Origin of the sequence: Vibrio sp. Hep-1b-8, from assembly GCF_006124995.1 — a bacterium.
Taxonomy (GTDB): Bacteria; Pseudomonadota; Gammaproteobacteria; order Enterobacterales; family Vibrionaceae; genus Vibrio.
In genome coordinates, this window is record NZ_QEWN01000035.1 from 1 (window position 1) to 19,443 (window position 19,443).

A 19,443-nucleotide genomic window follows, 5' to 3' on the forward strand; every position below is an offset into this window, starting at 1 on the left:
AAGTCCTCCTAGTACTAGGTGGGCGTTTTTATGCCTCAACGAAAAATCTCAGCATACCTATGCTCAGGGAATCACTATAGCAAACACCATGTGGGCTAGGTCTCTACGCATTCGTCAACAGAGTTATCCACAGTTTTGCCAATGTGGATAAGTTGGTGGGTAACCTGATTTTTCACTATGTATAAAGCTTGACTAAAACGATCTTTTTGCTTAAAGAGGATTCATTAAATGGATAACTTCTTTAGTAACTCATTGTTTTTAAAGTGATAAATGATAATTTCCGTGATTTAACTGAAGTGAGAAATAGATCATTAAGTCACTATTTTTTGATCCCAGTCATTTCCATACAATGTGATTAACTTCTTCACTTGTAAGAAAATGAGCATTCTCTCTTGGTTTTTTCCACATTTCATTTTTTAGAGCTAAATCAAGTTCTGAACCGTCATGCTCGGCAAGCATTATGCATCTCTAGGCAATCCTTTCTCTACAATTCGAATCAGTCTAGCCAATTTATTGGATGCTGATGGAAGTTGCGATTGTTGCTGAGCTAATGCCCAGTGGATATGCGTATCTAAAACGTCGCTCAAGCCGATACGCTGCTGGAGAGCGTCGACAATTGCTAACGAATAGGGCGCATTACCCATTGCGATAGAGAGATTACGCATCCATTGAAGGTGACCAATACGGCGGATTGCGGAACCTTCCATATTTTTGAGAAAGGTTGCCTCATCCCAAAGAAAGAGCTCCGTTAGGTCTGCTTTTTTTAATGCCTCTCTACGATGAAAGTCTTCCTGATGAGTGACTTCAGCGAATCGGTTCCAAGGACAGACCAATTGACAGTCATCACAGCCGTAAACTCTATTTCCCATCGCCTGACGAAATTCTTCCGGAATCACACCATCGTATTCGATCGTGAGATATGAAATGCAGCGTCGAGCATCGACAACGCCGTCGTCGATAATGGCTTGTGTCGGGCATGAGGCAATGCAGGACTGACACTTGCCACATTGTTCAGTACTAGGTTGATCAACGGGCAGTGGCAAGTCGATGAGTAACTCTCCAAGAAAGAACCATGAGCCACAATCTTTATCTAGGGTGAGGGAATGCTTACCAGTCCAACCTAATCCGGCTTTTTGCGCCAAGGGCCTTTCGAGTATTGGGGCGGAGTCAACGAATGGGCGATAGCCGAACTGATCCACTTCTTGCTCTATTTTTTGACCTAGTTTTTTAAGCTGGTTGCGGATAAGTTTGTGGTAGTCACGTCCAAGAGCATAACGACTGACATAGGCTTGTGTTGGATCGGATAAGTTTGATGCAAATTGCGCTTCAGGAGGGAGATAGTCCATTCTGACGGAGATAACACGAATTGTGCCAGGTAAGAGTTCGCTTGGGCGTGCTCTCATCATGCCGTGACGTGCCATCCAGTCCATTTCACCGTGATAACCAGCATCTAACCATTTTTGTAGCGCCACTTCATGCTCGGACAGATCGACGTCGCAGATCCCTACTTTTTGGAAACCGAGTTCTTGGCCCCAACTTTTGATCTTGTCTGCGAGCGCTTGGTAGTTCATGCTGGTGTGTTCCTGATTAAGGGGGCAGGATCTTAACGGATCTTATATTTAGGATCTAGCTGGTAAAAAAAGAAAAACGGCAAGAAATCGCTGATTTTTCGTTTTACTTACACAAGAGCTCTTGTCTCTCAAATCCAACCCAGTTTACTATTCCTGTTATTTTAGATTTTATATAGTCACAGCGTAGAGATTGATCTTGATGACCACCAAACAATTTGCCCTTACAGATGAACAGGCCACGATTCAATTAGGTACCGCACTGGCACAGTTGTGTTCTCAGCAAACCACTATTTATCTGCATGGTGATTTGGGGGCAGGCAAAACAACCTTAAGTCGTGGTTTTGTGCGTGCGTTGGGTCATCAGGGGAATGTAAAAAGCCCTACCTATACCTTGGTTGAGCCTTACCAGCTTGATCAGTGGCAAGTTTATCATTTTGATCTTTATCGCCTAGCTGATCCTGAAGAACTTGAGTTCATGGGGATCCGTGATTATTTCACCCCTGATGCTATCTGCCTTGTGGAATGGCCAGAAAAAGGACAAGGTTTGTTGCCTGCTGCCGATCTTGATATTGATCTTCGTTACGATGGTGAGGCACGAGTCGTTCAACTCACGGCAAATAATCCCTATGGAAGTCACTTATTAGAACAGTTGGAGTTATGTTGAAGAGCCGTTTATTAAGAGCTGTATTTTTTCCATTTTTTGTTGCTCTTACTCTTTTCTCCGGTTTTAGTTTTGCGAATGCTCTTGAGGGCATTCGCGTTTGGCCATCTCCAGATGAGACAAGAGTTGTTATAGATTTAAAATCTGAAGCTGACTTCAGTTACTTTACCCTTTCCAGCCCAGAACGCTTAGTGGTCGATCTTAAACAGACCTCATTAAGTACTAAGTTACCGATTTCTATCTCTGATAGTCCAGTTCTGAAAAAAATCCGTAAAAGTTCACCGCCATCTAAGGGGACTTATCGCTTAGTGTTTGAACTTAAGCGTAAGGTAACTCCTCAGTTGTTTAAGCTGGCACCAACGCCGGGTGGGCAGTATGGACACCGCTTGGTTATTGATATGCCACATGACAGTTCTGGCGCGTCAGCACCTGCAACGACACCAACCAACAGCAAAACGACGGTCAGCCGAGATGCGTCTCAGCTGCATGGCACGGCCGACATTGTGGTTGCTATTGATGCGGGTCACGGTGGTGAAGACCCAGGCTCAATTGGTCCAACAAAAAAATATGAAAAACACGCGACTCTAGCCGTTTCGAAGAAGGTGGCTGCGCAAATCAATGCTGTTTCAGGCATGAAGGCGGTGCTAACTCGTGGGGGGGATTACTACGTCAATTTGAATAAGCGTTCGGAGATTGCACGTAAAAATAAAGCGCACCTCTTAGTGTCAATTCACGCCGATGCATTTCATACTCCTCAACCTAGAGGTGGCTCAGTCTTTGTTCTGAATACACGCCGTGCAAACTCGGAAATTGCTCGTTGGGTAGAGAATCATGAGGAACAGTCACAACTGCTTGGTGGCGCTGGTGAAGTACTGGCTAAGAATAATAATGATAAGAATGTCAGTCAGACGCTACTGGATTTGCAATTTAGCCATTCTCAGAAAGAGGGCTTTAAGGTAGCCACTAAGATTCTGAGTGAAATGACCCGTTCGGGGATCTATCTACATAAGAAAGACCCAGTTAATGCGAGTCTTGCGGTATTAAAATCACCAGATATCCCTTCTGTACTGGTTGAGACAGGATTTATTTCTAACCCAACAGAAGAAAAACTCCTCTTTCAACGCAGTCATCAGGATAAGTTAGCTCAAGCTTTAGCGAAGGCGATAGTCCAGTATTTTGAAGCTAACCCGCCAGAAGGAACGCTATTTGCCAATCGCGGCAAGAGTATTAAGCATAAAGTCGCCCGTGGCGAGTCTCTGTCAGTTATCGCCAACAAATACGGAACGTCGACTAAAGCGATTATGCAGGCTAACAAGCTGAAGAGCAGTAGTCTGGCGATCGGTCAGATGTTGACGATTCCAGGTTCTAGTGGTGCGATAGCTGTACCGCAGATTAAGAACCCTGTAGAAACTAAAACACTCACTCACGTGGTTCAGCGTGGAGAGTATCTAGGTAAAATTGCCACCAAATACAAGGTGTCGGTTGATGCGATTAAGCGAGAGAATAGTCTCAAATCAGACACGCTTAAGTTGGGTCAAAAACTCAAGATCACAGTGAGTATGAAAGATCAGCCACTGCGTAAACACAAGGTAAAACGCGGTGAGTTCCTCGGTAAGATCGCCAGCAAATATGGTGTTAGCGTCTCGAGTATTCGTAAAGCGAACAACTTACGCTCTGATCAACTTGCTGTTGGGCAGGTACTTATCATCCCTCGCAACTAAACATTAAGTGGCCGATATGACGATAAAAATTCTTCCAGCTCGTTTAGCTAACCAAATAGCAGCTGGCGAGGTGGTAGAAAGGCCAGCTTCGGTTGTTAAGGAGCTGGTCGAGAACAGCTTAGATTCAGGCGCAACACGCATCGATATTGATATCGAAAAAGGTGGTGCTAAGCTGATTCGTGTCCGTGATAACGGTAAAGGCATTGTCAAAGATGAACTTGGCCTTGCATTAAGTCGCCATGCAACTTCCAAGATCCATACCCTTGACGATCTTGAAGCGATCATCAGTCTAGGGTTTCGCGGTGAGGCTTTGGCTAGTATCAGCTCTGTCGCACGTCTAACTCTGACCTCTCGTCCAGCCACTCAGGAGCAAGCTTGGGCTGCATACAGTGAGGGGCGAGATATGCAAGTGAAGCTTCAGCCAGCAGCTCATCCGATTGGTACCTCGGTTGAAGTGCTGGATCTTTTCTTCAATACTCCGGCTAGACGTAAATTCCTTCGTACCGAAAAAACCGAATTTACGCATATTGATGAGTTACTTAAACGCATAGCGTTGAGTCGATTCGACGTTACGATCAACCTCAGACATAACGGTAAACTGGTCAAACAGTACCGAGCTGCGAAGACAGAAGCTCAGGCAGAGAAGCGCATAGCGGCAGTTTGTGGCAATGCTTTTGTTCGCAATATGCTCAAGATAGAACTCGAGCATCAGGGTTTGAAGTTACATGGCTGGATCACGACTCCTGAAGGTGCCCGTCAGCAGAGTGATCTGCAGTATTGTTATGTCAATGGCCGTATGATGCGTGACAAGTTGATCAATCATGCGATTCGTCAGAGTTATGAAACCAGCCTGCGACCAGATCAATTTGCAACTTACGTTCTGTTTATTGAACTCGACCCGCATCAAGTTGATGTCAATGTGCACCCAGCAAAGCATGAAGTGCGTTTTCATCAAGCTCGTTTAGTGCACGATTTTATCTATCAGGCTCTAAGTGATGCGCTGGCACAAAGTGCGTACATCGACAAGCCTCAGCATACAGCGTCCGCATTTCATTCTGAATCTGAACAAGCTCCTGCATCGCTAAGTGAATTGTCGGAGGCTACAGGGGTATCGCAACAAGAGTATCAGGCGATTGAAGCTATTCCTTCGTATCCTGGCAAGGCGGACTATCAAAGCCACCGAGATTCGTTACGTGAATCAAAACCTCGTCATGAATGGCAAGAATCTCGTAGTGACTCTAAGCCAAGAGTCACCGAGCGTTACAGTGAGCCAGCCCCGAGTAAGCAAGAAGTTAAAGCGTATCAAGAGCTGCTAAAGACTCCAGAATTTGACTCAGCACATACGGAGAATCAAACGTCAATTCAGAATCATACTGAACCAATGAGTGGTGATACGGTCGAAACACTGGGCAAAGCGATCTCTATTGCGCAAGGTCGTTATCTGGTCATGGGAGATAAGTCTGGAACTTGCTTGGTGAACTTAGCAAAAGCGGAATGGCTTTGTATTAATGGTCAATTGTCGACGCTCCATGGTGCGTTGAAAAGCCAACCTTTACTCGTTCCACTGTCGCTAAAGTTGGATCCAGAGCTTTTGCAGGTGGCAGAGCGTTTGGACTCGGTACTTAAAAAGTTTGGTATTGAGCTTAAATCTCGTGCTAACAAAGCGCTAATGGTGATGGGAGTGCCTCAACCATTAAGGCAACAAAACCTACAACAACTGGTGCCAGATCTGCTATCTTACGCGGCTTCGCATATGGCGACATCGAATTCACTGAGTGATCGTCAGCTCTCAACTTGGTTGAGTGATCGCATTACTCAAGTGAAAAGCGACTACACTTTGTCGGAAGCCATTCAGATCATCGCTGATCTCGAACAGCTATGGCAAGATCGGCTTCCATTGGGTGACAAGACGTTTGTTAGACCCGTTGATTTTTCTGCAACGATTGCAGCATTTTAGATATGAATAACAGTGAATTACCGTTGGCTCTGTTTTTGATGGGGCCAACCGCATCAGGCAAGACTGATCTCGCAATACGTTTGCGAAAAAAATTTCCAGTAGAGATCATTTCTGTTGATTCAGCTTTGATCTATAAAGGTATGGATATTGGCACGGCAAAACCGGATGCCAATGAACAGCAGCAAGCACCACATCGTTTGATTGATATTTTAGATCCAAGTAAATCGTATTCAGCGGCGGATTTTCGCCGAGATGCATTAAACGAAATGAACGATATTGTAGAACAAGGCAAGATCCCACTGTTAGTGGGCGGCACTATGTTGTACTACAAAGCGTTGTTGGAAGGTTTATCGCCTCTGCCTGCTGCCAATCCTGAAATCCGTCAGCAGATTGAGCAAGAAGCATTGGCTCAAGGTTGGGATAAGCTTCACTCTCAACTGAGAGAGATTGATCCTGTCTCAGCTGAGCGAATTCACCCGAATGATCCACAAAGGTTATCAAGGGCATTGGAAGTTTATCAAATTTCAGGTAAAACTCTAACTGAGCTGACTCAAACCAAAGGTGATAGCCTGCCGTTTAGAGTTAAACAGTTTGCAATAGCTCCCAAGGAAAGGGCTGAACTCCATCGTCGGATAGAGCTTCGCTATGAAAAAATGATTGAAGCAGGGTTTGAAGAAGAGATGAGAGCTTTATATGCTCGCGAAGATCTTCATCCTGATCTTCCGTCAATTCGTTGCGTTGGTTACAGACAGATGTGGGACTATTTGGATGGGAATTGCACGTTAGATGACGCCATCTTTAAGGGCGTATGTGCAACCCGCCAGTTGGCCAAGCGACAAATTACCTGGTTACGCAGCTGGGATAATTTAACTTGGTTAGATAGTGAAAACATTGAACAAGCGCTAGAAACTGTTTCAAATGCCATAGCATCTGAAGGTTTTAGCTGTGTATAATGTGATCGCTTTTGCGTGAATGTACCCTGTAAAGGATCTGTTACTTGAAATTTCGGTCTAAAGCCGTCATAACAGGTAGCGACAGGGTGTTATTTTATTCGTTTAGCTCAGAGCAAAGGCCGCATATTTTTCATGCAGCGCACCACTAGCTAAATAACTAAAACAAAATTACAAAATAAGGAAAATAAAAATGGCTAAGGGGCAATCTCTACAAGACCCATTCTTAAATGCATTACGTCGTGAACGTATTCCTGTATCAATCTACCTTGTAAACGGAATTAAACTACAAGGCCAGATCGAATCATTTGACCAATTTGTTATCTTGCTGAAAAACACAGTTAACCAGATGGTGTACAAGCACGCAATTTCTACGGTAGTTCCTGCTCGTCCAGTGAGCCACCATAGTGGTGAGCCGCGCCCACAAGGTGATCGTCAGCAAGACAAATCAGAAGATTAATTCTCTGAATTACCCAATTAGTTTTTAAGGAGTTGATTGCTTGTTTGACCGTTATGAAGCCGGTGAGCGAGCCGTACTTGTTCATGTCAACTTCACGCAAGAAGGGGAGTGGGAAGATCTCAGTGAGTTTGAGATGCTGGTCTCTTCAGCTGGCGTATCTGCGTTACAAGTTGTAACAGGCAGTCGTCAGTCACCACACCCTAAATACTATGTCGGAGAGGGTAAGGCTCAGGAGATTGCACAAGCGGTGCAGCTTTCTGATGCTGATATTGTGATTTTTAATCATGCCCTCTCTCCTGCCCAAGAACGTAACCTAGAAGCGTTGTGTAAATGTCGAGTTTTGGATCGCACTGGTTTGATCCTAGATATTTTTGCTCAACGTGCCCGCACCCACGAAGGTAAGCTTCAAGTTGAACTTGCACAGCTACGCCATATCTCTACTCGATTGATTCGTGGTTGGACACACCTTGAAAGACAAAAAGGTGGTATTGGTTTACGTGGACCAGGTGAAACTCAGTTAGAAACTGACCGACGTTTATTGCGTGTTCGTATTAAGACCATACTTCGCCGTTTAGAAAAAGTGGCGAAGCAACGTGAGCAAGGTCGCCGAGCTAGAAATCGAGCGGAAATCCCGACTGTCTCTTTGGTGGGGTATACCAACGCAGGTAAATCTACTTTATTTAACCGAATTACCTCAGCGGGTGTTTACGCGGCAGATCAGTTATTTGCCACACTTGACCCCACGTTACGTAAAATTGAGTTAAATGATGTTGGTCCAGCGATTTTGGCGGATACCGTAGGTTTTATTCGTCATCTTCCGCATGATCTTGTTGCTGCCTTTAAAGCAACACTGCAAGAAACTCAAGAAGCTGACATTTTGTTACATGTTGTTGATGCCAGCGATGACCGTTTTCGTGAGAATATTCAAGCTGTTCATATAGTGTTAGAAGAAATTGATGCCCATGAGGTGCCATCTCTTCTGGTGATGAACAAAATTGATAATCTTGAAGACCAGAAACCAAGAATCGAACGTGATGAAGAGGGTGTACCTCGCGCCGTTTGGGTTTCGGCAATGGAAGGCATCGGTATTGAACTGCTGTTTGAGGCGTTGAAAGAGCGTCTTGCTAGCCAGATGGTTCAATATCAATTGCGAATTCCGCCACAACACCAAGGGCGAATTCGTAGTACATTCTTCCAAATGAAATGTATTCAACGAGAAGAATATGATCAGGATGGTGACTTGTTGATTGATGTTCGCATGCAACAGGTGGATTGGTCTAGACTTGAAAAAAGAGAAGGGGCAGTTTTACGTGACTTTATAGTTACTTAAATGACTGCTACAGTATAACGTCATATCTAATGATGGAGCTTTCTAATGGCGTGGAATGAGCCTGGTAATAATAACGGCAACAATGGCCGCGATAATGACCCTTGGGGGAATAATAATCGTGGTAACAAAGGTGGCCGTGATCAAGGACCGCCAGACTTAGACGAAGTATTTAATAAACTGAGTCAGAAACTGGGTGGAAAGTTTGGTGGTAAAGGTGGTAAAGGTTCGTCTATCGGCGGTGGCGGCGGTGCACTAGGTTTTGGTGTCATTGCTATCATTGCGATAGCAATTTGGTTCTTTGCTGGCTTTTACACCATTGGTGAAGCTGAGCGTGGTGTTGTGCTACGTCTAGGTAAGTATGACCGTGTGGTCGATCCAGGCTTGAACTGGCGCCCTCGCTTTATTGATGAGTATGAAGCGGTCAACGTACAGGCAATTCGTTCATTACGTTCATCTGGTCTAATGCTGACCAAAGATGAAAACGTTGTGACGGTTGCAATGGACGTTCAGTACCGTGTAGCTGACCCATACAAGTATCTATACCGCGTGACAAACGCAGATGATAGCTTACGCCAAGCTACAGATTCTGCTCTACGTGCGGTTGTTGGTGACGCATTGATGGATAGTATCCTGACAAGTGGTCGTCAGCAGATTCGTCAAAGCACACAGGAAACGTTGAATTCGATTATCGATAGCTACGATATGGGTGTGGTTCTAGTTGACGTCAACTTCCAGTCAGCTCGTCCGCCAGAGCAAGTAAAAGACGCTTTTGATGATGCAATTGCGGCTCGAGAAGATGAAGAGCGTTTTGAACGTGAAGCAGAAGCTTACCGCAACGACATCTTGCCGAAAGCGACGGGTCGTGCAGAACGTTTGAAGAAAGAGGCACTTGGTTACTCTGAGCGTGTCGTTAACGAAGCGCTAGGTCAGGTTGCTCAGTTTGAAAAACTGCTACCTGAATACCAAGCAGCACCAGAAGTTACTCGTAACCGTCTGTATCTAGATACAATGGAAGAAGTTTACAGCAGTACTTCTAAGGTTCTGATTGATTCTGAATCAAGCGGTAACTTACTGTACTTGCCGATCGATAAGTTAGCAGGTGAAGCTCAAACTCAAACCAACCGTAAGGTGAAGGAAACTTCAGCTTATGACCAGATTGAGCTTGAATCTCAGCAATCCGATAGCACTTCAGACTCTCAATCTCGTTCAACTGGTTCACGTCAAGGGAGATATTAAGAATGCGTAAGTTAATGATCCCTGTATTAGTTGTAACAATTGCTCTACTGCTGATGTCAGTATTTGTGATTCAAGAGGGTGAACGTGGTTTGGTTATTCGATTTGGTCGTGTTTTAGATGACAACGGCGTATCGAAAATTTACGAGCCTGGCATCCATTTTAAGATGCCACTGTTTGACCGTGTTAAAACGTTAGACGCTCGTATCCAAACAATGGATGGTCGTTCAGATCGCTTCGTAACGTCAGAGAAAAAAGACGTTATCATCGATACCTACGTGAAGTGGCGTATTGAAGATTTCGGTCGTTTTTATCTAACAACGGGTGGCGGTAACGTATTGACTGCTGAAGCACTTTTAGAGCGTAAAGTAACAGACGTACTTCGTTCTGAGATTGGTGCTCGCGAAATCAAGCAAATTGTATCGGGTCCACGTAATAACGACGTGTTACCAGACAGTGCTGATAGCGAAGAAGTGACGACTGAAGCTGCAAAAGAAGCGTTAGAGATTGATGGTGAGCGCGACAAGATCATGGCCAATGTACTGGAAGGTACTCGTGATAGTGCTCTGACTGACCTTGGTGTTGAGATTGTTGATTTCCGTATGAAGAAAATCAACCTACCTGACAACATCAGTGATTCAATCTACAAACGTATGCGTGCAGAACGTGAGTCGGTTGCGCGTAAGCACCGTTCTCAAGGTCGTGAGCGTGCGGAGGTTATCCGCGCTCAGGCTGAGCTAGAAGTCGCAACCGTTCTTGCTGAAGCCGATAAAACAGCGCGTGTTACACGCGGTGAAGCCGATGCGAAAGCAGCGAAAATTTACTCTAGTGCGTACAATAAAGATCCTGAGTTCTACAGCTTCTTACGCTCACTGAAGGCTTATGAGAAATCGTTCAGTGAGAAGAGTGATATTCTGGTATTGGATCCTAAGAGTGAATTCTTCCAATACATGAATAATGCTGCTGGCGCACCGTCAAAGTAAGATTCATTAAGTAACAAAAAGGCTCCGATATACGGAGCCTTTATTTTTTCATGAGGACAATGATGTCGAATGCACTCTGGTTAGCTTTTGGTTTAGTCTTGATTGTCGAAGGCTTAGGCCCGTTATTCGCACCAAAAGGATGGCGAAACATGGTCGCTCAATTGAGTGAACAACCCGATCATCAATTGCGTAGAATTGGGGGCTGTTTAGTGGTTGCTGGAGCCGTGATCGCCTACGTCTTTTCTCAATAATGAGGTGGTGGCGTCTCTTGTGAAGGATCGGCAAGATTTGAAGAATCGATATTCTTCACTTTTCCTACCACATACTTCATTTGATCTTGCATCTTGGTTATCAGCAATTGTTGCTGACTCAACGCATCGTTAAGTTCTTCGATCGTTTGTTCTTGAAACGCCAACTGACACTCTAAGTCGTTTACGCGCTTTTCTAGCTGTTCAACCTGCTGCTCTGTCATCACTAATAATCCACATTCCAAGCTTGGGCAATACCAGCCGAGGTTCCCGAAATAACACGGTTCTGGCTGTCAAAGGCAGCATCATACACCACTGCGCGAGGAGGGCGAGTATCTTTTAACGGTTCCGCCTCAAATCCATCGACTCGTTTACCAGTCTTAGTATTCCATACCATGATTCGACTTGAAGGCGTGCCGGTAACAAGGTACTGACCGTCATCAGAAAAGCGCGCAGTTGAGAAGATCAGCTGGCGCGAGAAACTGCTTAGTGATGACAGCTGCTCACCGGTCTTAAGATCCCAGATAATCGCCTGATTACCTCCGTCTGAGGTGAAGGCATAATCACCATCCCTGTGCAGAGCGACACGATTAACTCGTTGCTCGTGTTCAAAGGTCTTGAGTATTTGTCCAGTTTGGGTATCCCACAGGTAAGCTTTGTAGTCGTTTCCTCCAGATAAAGCGAAGCGTCCGTTTGGTGATAGAGCAACAGAATTGACTTTTTCGTTATGGGCGAGGAACTCTAAGCGGCGACCGGTGACTAAGTTGACGTAGATGGCTTTGCCATTTGATAGACCAAGCAGCACTTGATCACCATTGCTGGCGATGTCGATATCGCGAATCAGTCCATCAGAAATCGACCATAAGCCTTGCGCTTGAGTCCATGCTAAGTCCCAAACTGCAAAGTTAATTTGTGTTGCGGTAACGGCAAAGCGGCCGTTGTCTGATATTCTGATTCGAGAAACGGTACTTGATTGAGGGTCTTGTGGACCTAATGAGGCAAGCTGTTGACTTTCGCTAAGATCCCAAAGCACCAGTTGATGCTCCTTGGAATAGAGCAATGCAAAGCGTGCGTCTCGACTTAGCGCAAAACTGGTTGTTCCTTTAGGCTCAATTGTCCATCGTTGAGCGTCTTGGCTGGAGAAAAAGCAGCCATTTAACGCTGAAATGACAATGGTGATGAGTAGTGAGTTAAAAATAATACGCATTTGGTACCATTCTTCACCTAGTGTAGGTTTAAATACGACATATATTGGTTATATTGGTACAACATGTTCGTGCACACCAGTGGAAATTCCATATTTGTGCGCAAAGACAAATGGTTAGCCATTATTGGAGAAATTAATGAAATCAATTTTTAAAGTGTCACTGCTTGCCGCAACGGTTGCGTTAGCTGCTGGCTGTCAGAAAGAAGAAGAACCAAAAACAGAAGCAGCACCAGCGGTTGAGCAAGTGCAAGCTGAGACGGGCAAACTTGTTCACTTCAAAACAGAAGATGACAAAGCTGCTTATGCTATCGGCGTTTCTTTTGCTAACTACTTGAGCACGAGCCTAGACAAGCCAAGCGAAATCGGCATTACGCTGAATAAGGAGCTTGTGCTTAAAGGTATTGAGCACGTATTTGCTGGTAACCCTGAGCTAAATGAAGAAGAAACACGTGCAGCGTTAGAAGCTCTAGATAAGCGTGTTGCTGAAACAATGCAAAAGCAAGCGGCAGAAAAAGCAGCGGTAGCTAAGCAAGATGGTGACGCATTCCGTGCAGAGTTTGAAAAGCAAGACGGTGTAGTGAAGACTGAATCGGGTCTGCTATACCAAGTGTTGACTCCTGCAGAAGGCGAGAAACCGGCTGATACAGATACCGTTCAGGTTCATTACAAGGGTACCCTTATCGATGGAACTCAGTTCGACAGTTCTTATGATCGTGGCGAACCTGCAACTTTCCCACTTAACCGCGTCATTCCTGGTTGGACTGAAGGTGTTCAGTTGATGTCTGTCGGCTCTAAATTTAAGTTCGTTATTCCGCCAGAATTAGCTTACGGTGAGCAAGACACGCCGACGATTCCTGCAAACTCGACGCTAGTATTTGAAGTTGAGCTACTCAAAGTAGATAACGGCGAAGAGGCGGCTCAATAGTCATTGAGTGCATGCCAATCGAAAGGTCTGACTTATGTCAGACCTTTCTTTTTTTTAACGTTTTGATAAACAGAGATGGTAATTTTTTTGTTCTAAATCACTAGATAGCCGCTTAGCTAGAGGCTCTCATCAAAATTTCTGATAAACTTACATCAATTTGTTGATTTATCGCTCTAAGGCTTAAAAAAGTGACAACTACAGAAACAGTAAACACGGATATGTTGCTCGAAATGGAATCTGTGAATGTGATGCCATTTAGTGAGCACGATAAGATCATTCTCAGATCATACGAAGCTGTTGTCGATGGAATTGCGAGCCTGATCGGCCCGTTTTGTGAAATTGTTCTTCACTCACTTGAAGATTTAAATACATCCGCGATCAAGATTGCCAACGGTGAAAACACTGGTCGTCAAGTGGGTTCACCGATTACAGACTTAGCGCTGAAAATGCTTCGAGATATAGAAGGCTCTGAGCGCAACTTCTCTCGTTCTTACTTCACACGAGCTAAGGGTGGAGTATTGATGAAGTCAATCACAGTGGCTATTCGCAATGGTGAGAATCGAGTAATTGGTCTTTTGTGTGTCAACGTTAACCTTGATGCGCCTTTCTCTCAGGTTCTTCAATCATTCATGCCAACGGAAGAAGCGAAACAAGCTGCGTCATCGGTGAACTTTGCTAGTGATGTTGAAGAGCTGGTCGACCAAACTGTTGAGCGTACTATTGAAGAAATCAATGCGGATAAGTCGGTTTCGAACAACACCAAAAATCGTCAGATAGTGATGGAACTATACGACAAAGGTATTTTTGACATTAAAGATGCAATCAACCGAGTTGCTGATCGTCTTAATATATCTAAGCATACGGTTTACCTATACATTCGTCAGCGTAAGACTGAGGATGAAGAAAGGTGAACCGCTTGACTTATACGCTGGTGGTTAATGGTTCCGTCTACGGTAGCCAATCAGCGCGTAGTGCTTATCAATTTGCTCAAGCTGTTATCGAACAGGGACACACTCTGGTTAGCGTATTCTTCTATCAAGATGGCGTAAATAACGGCAGTGCGTTAACCGTGCCTGCCAATGATGAGTTTGACTTAGTCAAAGCATGGCAGAGTCTAGCGAATCAGCATAGCGTGCGCCTCGAAACCTGCGTTGCGGCTGCGTTGCGGCGTGGAGTAGTGAGTCAGGATGAAGCGAATCAGCATGGCTTATCTCAAAGTAACTTAGCGGAAGGTTTCCAGCAGGCAGGGTTAGGTAGCTTGGCAGAAGCCATGTTAGTTCAAGATAGAGTAGTGCAGTTTTGAGTCAGTTAACTTATTTATTTCGTAGTGCGCCTCACGGTAGCTCCGCTGGTCGAGAAGGCGTTGATGCGTTACTTGCTGCGTCAGCGTATTGCGAAGACATCTGTGTTATTTTCAGTGGTGACGGGGTTTATCAGCTACTTCAAGGACAGCAGACGAGCGATATTCTTAGCAAGGACTACGCACCTATGCTAAAGCTGTTTGACCTCTACGACATAGAGCAAGTTTATGTGTGTGAGTCGTCATTGGCCGAGCGTGGATTGCTTCAAGCAGATCTCGTCTTGGATGCTCAAAAGCTATCGCAAAGTGAGCTCGCTGCCCAGCTTCACCAAGCCGGTAAGATCCTGACATTTTAGGTAGTGGTATTACATGCTCCATATCGTTAAAACCATTCAGGCAATTGAAGAGGCAGTAAAGGTCCATACCCAAGGTGACCAGCTACTGCTAATCGAAGATGCCGTATACAGTGCCAATCCACAGCATAAAACCTACCCTCTCATTCAAGGGTTGAATATCGCTGTATTAAAAGCGGACGTTGATGCGCGTGGAATCACCAACCGTATCAGCCCATCGGTACTCTTGGTTGGCTATAGCGGGTTCGTCAATTTGACCGTTGAGTCCACTAATTCGATAACTTGGCAATAACCAAATCATTCTCAGTCAAAAGTGTCGCTGTGCTTTTACACATCGTAGGTAGAAGTTGAGCAAAAAAGATCCGTATATTTCTTGACACACCTCTCACTGCTGAATAGAATTTTGCGTCCCTAACTACCACTAGTGGTTAGGGATAGATTTTTCACAAAGCTTACTTTCAAGTAAATCAGGAGCTAGTTAATGGCAACTATTAACCAGTTGGTACGTAAGCCTCGTGCAAAGCAAGTTGTTAAAAGCAACGTGCCTGCACTAGAAGCGTGCCCACAAAAACGTGGTGTATGTACTCGTGTTTACACTACTACACCTAAAAAACCTAACTCAGCACTTCGTAAAGTTTGTCGTGTACGTCTGACAAATGGTTTCGAAGTAACTTCGTACATCGGCGGTGAAGGCCACAACCTTCAAGAGCACTCAGTTGTTCTAATCCGTGGTGGTCGTGTTAAAGACCTTCCAGGTGTGCGTTACCACACTGTTCGCGGCGCACTAGACTGTGCTGGCGTAAATGACCGTAAACAAGGTCGTTCTAAGTACGGTGTGAAGCGTCCTAAGTCTTAATGGAATCCGTTAAGTAAGGCCAAACACTAAATTATTTTTAATTTTTTGAAAAAACTGAAAAGTTTTGGATAAAACCTGAAGAAGACAACGGAGAAAATCCATGCCACGTCGTCGCGTCATTGGTCAGCGTAAGATCCTTCCAGATCCAAAGTTCAAATCTGAACTGCTGGCAAAATTCGTTAACATCCTAATGGTTGACGGTAAAAAATCTACTGCAGAGAAAATCGTTTACACTGCACTAGACACTATGGCTGAGAAATCTGGTAAAGATCACTTAGCTGTATTTGAAGAAGCTCTTGAAAATGTTCGCCCAGCGGTAGAAGTTAAATCTCGCCGTGTAGGTGGTTCAACTTACCAAGTACCTGTAGAAGTACGTCCGGTTCGCCGTAACGCACTTGCTATGCGTTGGTTGGTTGAAGCTGCGCGTAAGCGTGGTGAAAAATCTATGGCTCAACGCCTAGCTGCTGAAATGCTAGACGCGTCTGAGAACAAAGGTACTGCGGTTAAGAAACGTGAAGACGTTCACCGCATGGCTGACGCAAACAAAGCGTTCGCACATTACCGTTGGTAATACCTTTCTGTGCCGCAGGGATCCCTGCGGCGCTACTCTAGTTCCTATGCGCAAGCCTAGGAACTATTGCTATATCTAGGGGTAAGGAAAATTGCGTTAAGCAGTCCTAAAATCATCTAGAGATAGCAATAGTCCCTAATTCAAGAGGATTCAATCGTGGCTCGTAAAACACCTATTGAGCGCTACCGCAACATTGGTATCGTCGCTCACGTAGACGCAGGTAAGACAACCACAAGTGAACGTATTCTGTTCTACACTGGTCTTTCTCATAAAATCGGTGAAGTTCACGATGGCGCTGCTACCATGGACTGGATGGAGCAGGAGCAAGAGCGTGGTATTACAATCACCTCAGCTGCAACTACAACTTTCTGGCGTGGTATGGAAGCGCAATTCCAAGACCACCGCATCAACATCATCGACACTCCTGGGCACGTAGATTTCACTATCGAAGTAGAGCGTTCACTACGCGTACTTGATGGTGCAGTTGTTGTGTTCTGTGGTTCATCAGGTGTTGAACCTCAATCTGAAACTGTATGGCGTCAAGCAGACAAGTACCACGTTCCACGCATGGTATTTGTTAACAAGATGGACCGTGCAGGTGCTGACTTCCTACGTGTTGTTGATCAAATCAAAAATCGTCTTGGTGCGAACCCTGTTCCTATCCAACTTAACGTTGGTGCGGAAGATGACTTCAAGGGTGTTATCGACCTGATCAAGATGAAGATGATCAACTGGAACGAAGAAGATCAAGGTACAACCTTCACTTACGAAGAGATCCCAGCAGACATGCTAGAAATGGCAGAAGAGTGGCGCAACAACCTAGTTGAGTCAGCTGCTGAAGCAACAGAAGAGCTAATGGATAAGTACCTTGAAGAAGGCGAACTGTCTGAAGCAGAGATCAAACAAGCTCTACGTACACGTACACTAAATAACGAAATCGTACTGGCTACTTGTGGTAGTGCGTTTAAGAACAAAGGTGTTCAAGCGGTACTTGATGCAGTGGTTGAGTACTTGCCTTCACCTGTAGATGTTCCTGCGATCAAAGGTATTGATGATAATGAGAATGAAGTTGAACGTCATGCAGACGACAACGAACCATTCGCAGCATTAGCATTTAAGATCGCAACTGACCCGTTTGTAGGTACGCTAACATTCATGCGTGTTTACTCAGGTGTCGTGAACTCAGGTGATGCGGTTTACAACTCTGTGAAGCAGAAGAAAGAGCGTTTCGGTCGTATTGTACAGATGCACTCCAACAAGCGTGACGAAATCAAAGAAGTTCGCGCAGGTGACATTGCTGCTGCGATCGGTCTTAAAGACGTAACGACAGGTGACACTCTATGTGACCAGAACCACAAAGTGATTCTGGAGCGTATGGAATTCCCTGATCCAGTTATTCAAATCGCAGTAGAGCCTCGCTCTGTTGCCGATCAAGAGAAGATGGGTATTGCTCTAGGTAAATTAGCGGCAGAAGATCCATCGTTCCGCGTAGAAACGGATGACGAAACAGGTCAGACTCTGATCTCTGGTATGGGTGAACTTCACCTAGATATCATCGTTGACCGTATGAAGCGTGAATTCAGCGTTGACTGTAACGTAGGTAAACCTCAGGTTGCTTACCGTGAGACAATCCGTGGTAAAGCGGAAGTTGAAGGTAAATTTGTACGTCAATCTGGTGGTCGTGGTCAGTACGGTCACGTATGGATCAAACTGGAGCCATCTGAACCTGGCGAAGGTTTTGTCTTTGTTGACGAAATTGTGGGTGGTGTGGTTCCTAAGGAATACATCAGCTCGGTATCGAAAGGTATCGAAGAGCAAATGAACAGCGGTGTTCTAGCGGGTTACCCGGTTCTAGATATTAAAGCTACACTGTTTGATGGCTCTTACCACGATGTTGACTCTAACGAGATGGCGTTTAAGATCGCTGGCTCGATGGCATTCAAGAAAGGTGCACTAGAAGCGCAACCCGTTCTTCTTGAACCTATGATGAATGTTGAAGTAACCACTCCAGAAGATTGGATGGGTGATGTTGTTGGTGACCTTAACCGTCGCCGCGGTATGATCGAAGGTATGGATGAAGGCGTAGCGGGCATTAAGATCGTTCGCGCTCAAGTACCACTATCTGAGATGTTTGGTTACGCAACTGATCTTCGCTCTGCAACTCAAGGCCGTGCGTCTTACTCTATGGAGTTTAACGAGTACGCTGAAGTACCGAAAAACTTCGCAGATAAAATCATTGCAGACCGAGGTTACTAATAAAACGTATTGATCTAGAAAAAAGTGCTGCTTTTTTTGAAGATCAATGCGTCCAAATATTGCGCTGACTGACGTTGGCGCATAAAATAGCAATTTCTGGCGCGTCTCGATCAATTCGGATCGTGGCGAATCATAACTAGGAAGGAACACGATCGTGTCTAAAGAAAAATTTGAACGTACTAAACCGCACGTTAACGTTGGTACTATCGGCCACGTTGACCACGGTAAAACAACTCTAACTGCTGCTATCTGTACTACACTTGCAAAAGTGTACGGTGGTGAAGCGAAAGACTTCGCATCTATCGATAACGCTCCAGAAGAGCGTGAGCGCGGTATCACAATCGCAACTTCTCACGTTGAGTACGACACTCCATCACGTCACTACGCACACGTAGACTGTCCAGGACACGCTGACTATGTTAAAAACATGATCACAGGTGCTGCACAGATGGACGGTGGTATCCTAGTTGTTGCTGCGACTGACGGCCCAATGCCTCAAACTCGTGAGCACATCCTACTAGGCCGTCAGGTTGGTATCCCATACATCATCGTATTCATGAACAAATGTGACATGGTTGATGATGAAGAGCTTCTAGAGCTAGTAGAAATGGAAGTTCGTGAACTTCTATCTGAGTACGACTTCCCAGGTGATGACCTACCAGTTATCCAAGGTTCTGCACTAGGCGCACTAAACGGCGAAGAGCAGTGGGAAGCGAAAATTGTTGAGCTTGCTGAAGCACTAGACTCTTACATCCCAGAGCCAGAGCGTGCAGTAGACATGCCGTTCCTAATGCCAATCGAAGACGTATTCTCAATCCAAGGTCGTGGTACAGTAGTAACTGGCCGTATCGAGCGCGGTAT

At 45.1% G+C, this 19,443-nt stretch carries 21 protein-coding genes; 18 read left to right on the plus strand and 3 right to left on the minus strand.

Annotation, left to right across the window (positions count from 1 at the left end; genetic code table 11):
* Positions 1 to 458: 458 nt before the first annotated feature.
* Complete coding sequence (gene queG / locus DA100_RS07570) at positions 459 to 1,571, minus strand: tRNA epoxyqueuosine(34) reductase QueG (protein WP_138971622.1); 1,113 nt, start codon at positions 1,569 to 1,571, stop codon at positions 459 to 461.
* Positions 1,572 to 1,770: 199 nt separating this feature from the next.
* Between queG and tsaE the strand changes: the two genes are divergently transcribed.
* The 9 genes from tsaE (at position 1,771) to DA100_RS07615 (ending at position 11,117) form a co-directional block, all read left to right on the plus strand.
* A complete protein-coding gene (gene tsaE, locus DA100_RS07575; protein ID WP_138971623.1) occupies positions 1,771 to 2,235 on the plus strand; it encodes a tRNA (adenosine(37)-N6)-threonylcarbamoyltransferase complex ATPase subunit type 1 TsaE in 465 nt (154 codons plus the stop codon).
* Positions 2,229 to 3,953 (plus strand): LysM peptidoglycan-binding domain-containing protein, encoded by a 1,725-nt coding sequence (locus DA100_RS07580; RefSeq protein ID WP_138971624.1) that lies wholly within the window; start codon positions 2,229 to 2,231, stop codon positions 3,951 to 3,953. Before tsaE ends, DA100_RS07580 begins: the two co-directional genes overlap by 7 nt.
* 16 nt (positions 3,954 to 3,969) lie before the next feature.
* Positions 3,970 to 5,910 carry a DNA mismatch repair endonuclease MutL gene (gene mutL / locus DA100_RS07585; protein ID WP_138971625.1) on the plus strand — a complete coding sequence of 647 codons (1,941 nt, stop codon included), beginning with the start codon at positions 3,970 to 3,972 and terminating at the stop codon, positions 5,908 to 5,910.
* Positions 5,911 to 5,912: 2 nt separating this feature from the next.
* Positions 5,913 to 6,863: a tRNA (adenosine(37)-N6)-dimethylallyltransferase MiaA gene (gene miaA, locus DA100_RS07590; protein ID WP_138971626.1), complete on the plus strand. Its 951-nt coding sequence runs from the start codon at positions 5,913 to 5,915 to the stop codon at positions 6,861 to 6,863.
* 190 nt (positions 6,864 to 7,053) lie between these two features.
* Positions 7,054 to 7,320, plus strand: a complete 267-nt coding sequence (gene hfq, locus DA100_RS07595; RefSeq protein WP_138971627.1) for an RNA chaperone Hfq — start codon at positions 7,054 to 7,056, stop codon at positions 7,318 to 7,320.
* Positions 7,321 to 7,360: 40 nt separating this feature from the next.
* Positions 7,361 to 8,650: a ribosome rescue GTPase HflX gene (gene hflX / locus DA100_RS07600; protein WP_138971628.1), complete on the plus strand. Its 1,290-nt coding sequence runs from the start codon at positions 7,361 to 7,363 to the stop codon at positions 8,648 to 8,650.
* Between the two features lie 45 nt (positions 8,651 to 8,695).
* The gene (hflK, locus tag DA100_RS07605) at positions 8,696 to 9,886 is read left to right on the plus strand and encodes an FtsH protease activity modulator HflK (RefSeq protein ID WP_138971629.1); all 1,191 of its coding nucleotides are present in this window, start codon (positions 8,696 to 8,698) and stop codon (positions 9,884 to 9,886) included.
* Between the two features lie 2 nt (positions 9,887 to 9,888).
* A complete protein-coding gene (hflC, locus tag DA100_RS07610; protein ID WP_138971630.1) occupies positions 9,889 to 10,866 on the plus strand; it encodes a protease modulator HflC in 978 nt (325 codons plus the stop codon).
* Positions 10,867 to 10,928: 62 nt separating this feature from the next.
* Complete coding sequence (locus DA100_RS07615; RefSeq protein ID WP_138971639.1) at positions 10,929 to 11,117, plus strand: DUF2065 domain-containing protein; 189 nt, start codon at positions 10,929 to 10,931, stop codon at positions 11,115 to 11,117.
* On the opposite strand, the gene DA100_RS07620 is transcribed toward DA100_RS07615, so the two are convergent.
* Together DA100_RS07620 and DA100_RS07625 are read right to left on the minus strand one after the other, a co-directional pair.
* The gene (locus DA100_RS07620; protein WP_138971631.1) at positions 11,111 to 11,338 is read right to left on the minus strand and encodes a SlyX family protein; all 228 of its coding nucleotides are present in this window, start codon (positions 11,336 to 11,338) and stop codon (positions 11,111 to 11,113) included. The genes DA100_RS07615 and DA100_RS07620 overlap by 7 nt on opposite strands.
* 2 nt (positions 11,339 to 11,340) lie before the next feature.
* Positions 11,341 to 12,321 carry a PQQ-binding-like beta-propeller repeat protein gene (locus DA100_RS07625; protein ID WP_138971632.1) on the minus strand — a complete coding sequence of 327 codons (981 nt, stop codon included), beginning with the start codon at positions 12,319 to 12,321 and terminating at the stop codon, positions 11,341 to 11,343.
* A 136-nt stretch (positions 12,322 to 12,457) separates the two neighbouring features.
* On the opposite strand from DA100_RS07625, the gene fkpA reads away from it, so the two are divergent.
* From fkpA to DA100_RS07670, 9 genes are all read left to right on the plus strand, one after another.
* On the plus strand, positions 12,458 to 13,246 hold the full coding sequence (gene fkpA / locus DA100_RS07630) for an FKBP-type peptidyl-prolyl cis-trans isomerase (protein WP_138971633.1): 789 nt from the start codon (positions 12,458 to 12,460) through the stop codon (positions 13,244 to 13,246).
* A 188-nt stretch (positions 13,247 to 13,434) separates the two neighbouring features.
* Positions 13,435 to 14,157, plus strand: coding sequence for a transcriptional regulator (locus tag DA100_RS07635; RefSeq protein ID WP_138971634.1), 723 nt, complete (start codon positions 13,435 to 13,437; stop codon positions 14,155 to 14,157).
* Positions 14,154 to 14,549 (plus strand): sulfurtransferase complex subunit TusD, encoded by a 396-nt coding sequence (tusD, locus tag DA100_RS07640; protein WP_138971635.1) that lies wholly within the window; start codon positions 14,154 to 14,156, stop codon positions 14,547 to 14,549. The genes DA100_RS07635 and tusD overlap by 4 nt, the downstream gene beginning before the upstream one ends.
* Positions 14,546 to 14,902 (plus strand): sulfurtransferase complex subunit TusC, encoded by a 357-nt coding sequence (tusC, locus tag DA100_RS07645; protein WP_138971636.1) that lies wholly within the window; start codon positions 14,546 to 14,548, stop codon positions 14,900 to 14,902. Before tusD ends, tusC begins: the two co-directional genes overlap by 4 nt.
* 13 nt (positions 14,903 to 14,915) lie before the next feature.
* Positions 14,916 to 15,191, plus strand: a complete 276-nt coding sequence (tusB, locus tag DA100_RS07650) for a sulfurtransferase complex subunit TusB (RefSeq protein WP_138971637.1) — start codon at positions 14,916 to 14,918, stop codon at positions 15,189 to 15,191.
* Positions 15,192 to 15,380: 189 nt separating this feature from the next.
* Entirely contained in the window at positions 15,381 to 15,755 is a 375-nt protein-coding gene (gene rpsL / locus DA100_RS07655; protein WP_004399892.1) for a 30S ribosomal protein S12, read from the plus strand.
* Between the two features lie 100 nt (positions 15,756 to 15,855).
* Positions 15,856 to 16,326, plus strand: coding sequence for a 30S ribosomal protein S7 (rpsG, locus tag DA100_RS07660; protein WP_045957025.1), 471 nt, complete (start codon positions 15,856 to 15,858; stop codon positions 16,324 to 16,326).
* A 156-nt stretch (positions 16,327 to 16,482) separates the two neighbouring features.
* On the plus strand, positions 16,483 to 18,582 hold the full coding sequence (fusA, locus tag DA100_RS07665) for an elongation factor G (RefSeq protein ID WP_138971638.1): 2,100 nt from the start codon (positions 16,483 to 16,485) through the stop codon (positions 18,580 to 18,582).
* A 154-nt stretch (positions 18,583 to 18,736) separates the two neighbouring features.
* Positions 18,737 to 19,443, plus strand: a 707-nt coding sequence (locus DA100_RS07670; RefSeq protein WP_138971039.1) for an elongation factor Tu, incomplete at its 3' end; no start/stop codon positions are given.

What these genes read in the sequence shown, in the direction of transcription:
- rpsL (WP_004399892.1), top strand. Translation starts at nt 15,381, where the DNA reads ATGGCAACTATTAACCAGTTGGTACGTAAGCCTCGTGCAAAGCAAGTT.
- DA100_RS07620 (WP_138971631.1), bottom strand. Translation starts at nt 11,338, where the DNA reads ATGACAGAGCAGCAGGTTGAACAGCTAGAAAAGCGCGTAAACGACTTA.
- tusB (WP_138971637.1), top strand. Translation starts at nt 14,916, where the DNA reads ATGCTCCATATCGTTAAAACCATTCAGGCAATTGAAGAGGCAGTAAAG.
- queG (WP_138971622.1), bottom strand. Translation starts at nt 1,571, where the DNA reads ATGAACTACCAAGCGCTCGCAGACAAGATCAAAAGTTGGGGCCAAGAA.
- tsaE (WP_138971623.1), top strand. Translation starts at nt 1,771, where the DNA reads ATGACCACCAAACAATTTGCCCTTACAGATGAACAGGCCACGATTCAA.
- fkpA (WP_138971633.1), top strand. Translation starts at nt 12,458, where the DNA reads ATGAAATCAATTTTTAAAGTGTCACTGCTTGCCGCAACGGTTGCGTTA.
- miaA (WP_138971626.1), top strand. Translation starts at nt 5,913, where the DNA reads ATGAATAACAGTGAATTACCGTTGGCTCTGTTTTTGATGGGGCCAACC.
- hflK (WP_138971629.1), top strand. Translation starts at nt 8,696, where the DNA reads ATGGCGTGGAATGAGCCTGGTAATAATAACGGCAACAATGGCCGCGAT.
- DA100_RS07625 (WP_138971632.1), bottom strand. Translation starts at nt 12,321, where the DNA reads ATGCGTATTATTTTTAACTCACTACTCATCACCATTGTCATTTCAGCG.
- rpsG (WP_045957025.1), top strand. Translation starts at nt 15,856, where the DNA reads ATGCCACGTCGTCGCGTCATTGGTCAGCGTAAGATCCTTCCAGATCCA.
- DA100_RS07580 (WP_138971624.1), top strand. Translation starts at nt 2,229, where the DNA reads ATGTTGAAGAGCCGTTTATTAAGAGCTGTATTTTTTCCATTTTTTGTT.
- hflC (WP_138971630.1), top strand. Translation starts at nt 9,889, where the DNA reads ATGCGTAAGTTAATGATCCCTGTATTAGTTGTAACAATTGCTCTACTG.
- DA100_RS07615 (WP_138971639.1), top strand. Translation starts at nt 10,929, where the DNA reads ATGTCGAATGCACTCTGGTTAGCTTTTGGTTTAGTCTTGATTGTCGAA.
- mutL (WP_138971625.1), top strand. Translation starts at nt 3,970, where the DNA reads ATGACGATAAAAATTCTTCCAGCTCGTTTAGCTAACCAAATAGCAGCT.
- hfq (WP_138971627.1), top strand. Translation starts at nt 7,054, where the DNA reads ATGGCTAAGGGGCAATCTCTACAAGACCCATTCTTAAATGCATTACGT.